Origin of the sequence: Klenkia terrae, from assembly GCF_900491935.1 — a bacterium.
Lineage (GTDB): Bacteria > Actinomycetota > Actinomycetes > Mycobacteriales > Geodermatophilaceae > Klenkia > Klenkia terrae.
Genome location: NZ_UEXK01000017.1, coordinates 1 through 3,036 on the forward strand (window position 1 = coordinate 1; position 3,036 = coordinate 3,036).

Here is a 3,036-nt window from a genome sequence, read left to right on the forward strand (position 1 = left end):
CCCCGCCCGCCCGACGACCGGCCACGCCCTGCCGCCCGGTGGCGACACGGTGCCGGTGCCGGCGACGCCCTGTTGGACCCGGCGACGGCGAGGAGCGTCATCGAGCTGGCCTGCCGTGCGCCTTCGTTGCACAACACGCAGCCGTGGCGGTGGCGGATCGGACCGTCGTCGCTGCACCTGTTCGCCGACCCAGACCGTCGGCTGGACGCCAGCGACCCCTACGACCACGACCTCGTGGTGGCGTGCGGGGCTGCGCTGCACCACCTGCAGGTGGCGCTGCGTGCGGCCGGCTGGCAGCCGCTGGTGCACCGGATCCCCGACCCGGCGCGACCCGACCACCTCGCGGCCGTGGAGATGCATCCCCGCGAGCCGAGCCAGGAGGACCTGGCCCTGGCGTCGGCGATCGAGCGGCGCCGCACCGACCGGCGGGCGTTCACCTCCTGGCCGGTCCCGGACCAGCTGCGGGAAGGATTCTGCCGCCTCGCCGAGGACGCCGGCGCGGAGCTCCTGCCGCTGGACGCTCCTGGGGAACGGTGGCGGATCGCGCAGTTCGCCGAGGCGGCTGCCGTAGCGCAGGCCCTCACCCCCGGGGTTGTCGCGGAGACGCACTCCTGGTCAGGCCGCCGCCGGGGGGCTCAGGACGGCGTCCCGGCCGGGAACGTGAGCGACCCGGGCCGTGGTGATGACGCACCGACCTTCCCGCTGCAGAACGTGGCGGGGGCCGAGCTCCCCGCGCCGCTGACCACCGACCCCGACGACGGGACGTGGCTGGCCCTCCTGGTCACCCGCGAGGACGGTCGGCTGGCCCGGCTGCGCGCCGGGGAGGCCCTCAGCTCGGTCCTGCTGGAGGCCACCGTCGTGGGGATGGCCGCACAGCCCGTGACCCAGCTCCTCCAGGTCCCCGAGCTGCGAGCCCGGGTGCGGGACGAGGTGACCGGTGGGCTGGTCCCGCACGTCCTGCTGCGCCTGGGCTGGGCGTCCTCCAGCGCGCCGCCTGTGCCGCCCACCGGGCGGCGCGGGCTGGCCGACGTGCTCGAACCGTGGGATGCGCCCTGGCCCGACCCGGCCACCGCGGAGCCGTGACCGTGCCGCACACGTCGGGGCACGGCCGACGGACGGGGAGGTCAGCGTGGCCGAGGTCGTGGTGATCCGCCCGGACGGGTCCCGGAGTCATCTCCAGGTACCCGGGTCGGCCTCGCTGCGGGTGACCGGAGACGGAGCCCTGGTGGTGCTGGGGACCGACCCGGGCGGCGTGGACCTCGGCGTGCACCTCGCGGTGGCCGGGACGTGGTTCCGGGCCCGCATCGGGGCGGACCTGCCGCGGTGTCCCCGGGCTCGCGTGTCGGCCCCGCTCCCCGAGCCCTGAGCGTCGACGGGCGCGCGGCGGCACGGGAGGCCATCGGTCCTCGTCGCAGGTGTCGAGGGACCCCTGCGCGGAAGGGTGGTTCAGCCCGACGATCGACCGGTACCCACCCCTGATCGACGGAGGACGACCGTGAGCCCTGGCCGAGCACCCGACACCCGGCCGCCCCCGGACCGACGACCGCGTGGTCAGGCACCCCTCGCGACCGTGCCGGCGCCGACCGCCTGGTGGTTCGAGCACGACCCACACGGGCTGACGGCCCACGACCAGGCCGGCTTGGTCGGCCGGGTGGACGTCCAGGACACCGAGGCCGAGGTCAAGGTGGTGTTCTCCCTGACCGACCGCGTGCCGCACGGCATGGCCACCGAGCTGGCCCGGGGTGCCTTCGCCCACCCTGCGCTCGAGCCCGACCGGACGGTGGCCGTGTCGCTCCCCCAGGGTGAGGTCGACGTGCTGGCCGAGGTACGGCGGCACCTGTGGGTCGTCCAGACGCACGTCGCCGGCGCGACGTGCCTGGTCGAGGGCCGGGTCCGCGGCAGGTGAGCGGCCAGCGCGGTCACCTGCTGCTGGTCACCCCGCGCGGCACCGCCTCGGGCACGGGCACCACCCCGGCGACGTCCTCGCCATCTCCCCAGCACACCCGGTGGCCGCACGTGGGCGACGACGGCGCCGTCCCCGGACGTCTGCGGCAGGCCGCCCGCCGCCCCGGCGGGGTCGCGCCCGACGGCGATGCGCAGGCCGCCGGGCACCTCAGGTCGAACCGGGCGTCAGCCGGTGCCCGAGGCGCCGGTGCGGACCGCGGAACCGTCCTCGGTGCGGGCATCGGGGTGGGCGACCTCGTCGGCGGGAGCGGCGCGCACGACCAGGACCGGGCAGGGGGCGTGCAGCACGGCGTGGAGGGCGACCGAACCCAGCACCAGCCCGCGCGCCTCTCCCTGGTTCCGGGTGCCGACCACGAGCAGCTCGGCCCCCTGCGCCTGGTCGATCAGCACCCCGGACGCCGGCCCGGCCAGCACCGAGGTGTCGACCCGGTCGGGACGCTGCGCCGGGGGCAGCGCGGAGAACTCCTCGGCGACCACGGCCTGCACCCTGGACTCCACGGCACGGCGGATCTCGGCCTCGGCCGGCGCCCACGCCGCGTGCACCGGGCTCCACAGGTCCAGCTCCGAGACGGCCGCGACCACCACCAGGCGCGACCCGGCCCGGGCTGCGTGCGCCGCGGCCTCGCGGACGGCGGCCCGGCCGGCGGCGGAGCTGTCCACACCCACCACCACCCGTCGGTCGGACTGCGGGGTGAGCGGACCCGGCGCGTGCGGGCTCCCCGGGCCGGGGACGACGACCACCGGGCACCCGGCGTGCACCACCACGTGCAGGGACACCGATCCGAGCAGCACGCTGCGCGCCGCGCCCCGTCCGCGGGACCCCACGACGAGGAGCGCGGCATCGACGGCCGCCGTCTCCAGCACGGTCGTGGGCAGACCCACCCGGGTCTGCACGGTCACCTCCGGCCAGGGCCGGTCCCCGACGGCGAGCTCGGCCCGCGCCCGGTCGACCTCCTCCGCCGCCAGCCGCGCGGTGTCGGACCGGGCCTGGTCGGCGCGTTCGGTGAGCACGAGCAGGGGGTCGGCCCACGGCTCGTCCACCGGCACCGCGCAGACCACCCTCAGCCCCAC

Annotated in this window: 3 protein-coding genes; 2 read left to right on the top strand and 1 reads right to left on the bottom strand. The window is 77.1% G+C overall.

The features are described from left to right. Positions 1-72: 72 nt before the first annotated feature. Both LFA75_RS23675 and LFA75_RS23680 read left to right on the top strand, forming a co-directional pair. Positions 73-1,083 carry an Acg family FMN-binding oxidoreductase gene (locus LFA75_RS23675; RefSeq protein WP_404820984.1) on the top strand — a complete coding sequence of 337 codons (1,011 nt, stop codon included), beginning with the start codon at positions 73-75 and terminating at the stop codon, positions 1,081-1,083. Positions 1,084-1,570: 487 nt separating this feature from the next. Then, positions 1,571-1,906 carry a hypothetical protein gene (locus tag LFA75_RS23680; protein ID WP_225236169.1) on the top strand — a complete coding sequence of 112 codons (336 nt, stop codon included), beginning with the start codon at positions 1,571-1,573 and terminating at the stop codon, positions 1,904-1,906. 224 nt (positions 1,907-2,130) lie between these two features. Here the strand turns inward: LFA75_RS23680 and LFA75_RS23685 are convergent. Further along, positions 2,131-3,036: universal stress protein (locus LFA75_RS23685; protein WP_225236170.1), on the bottom strand; the 906-nt coding region annotated here is incomplete at its 5' end.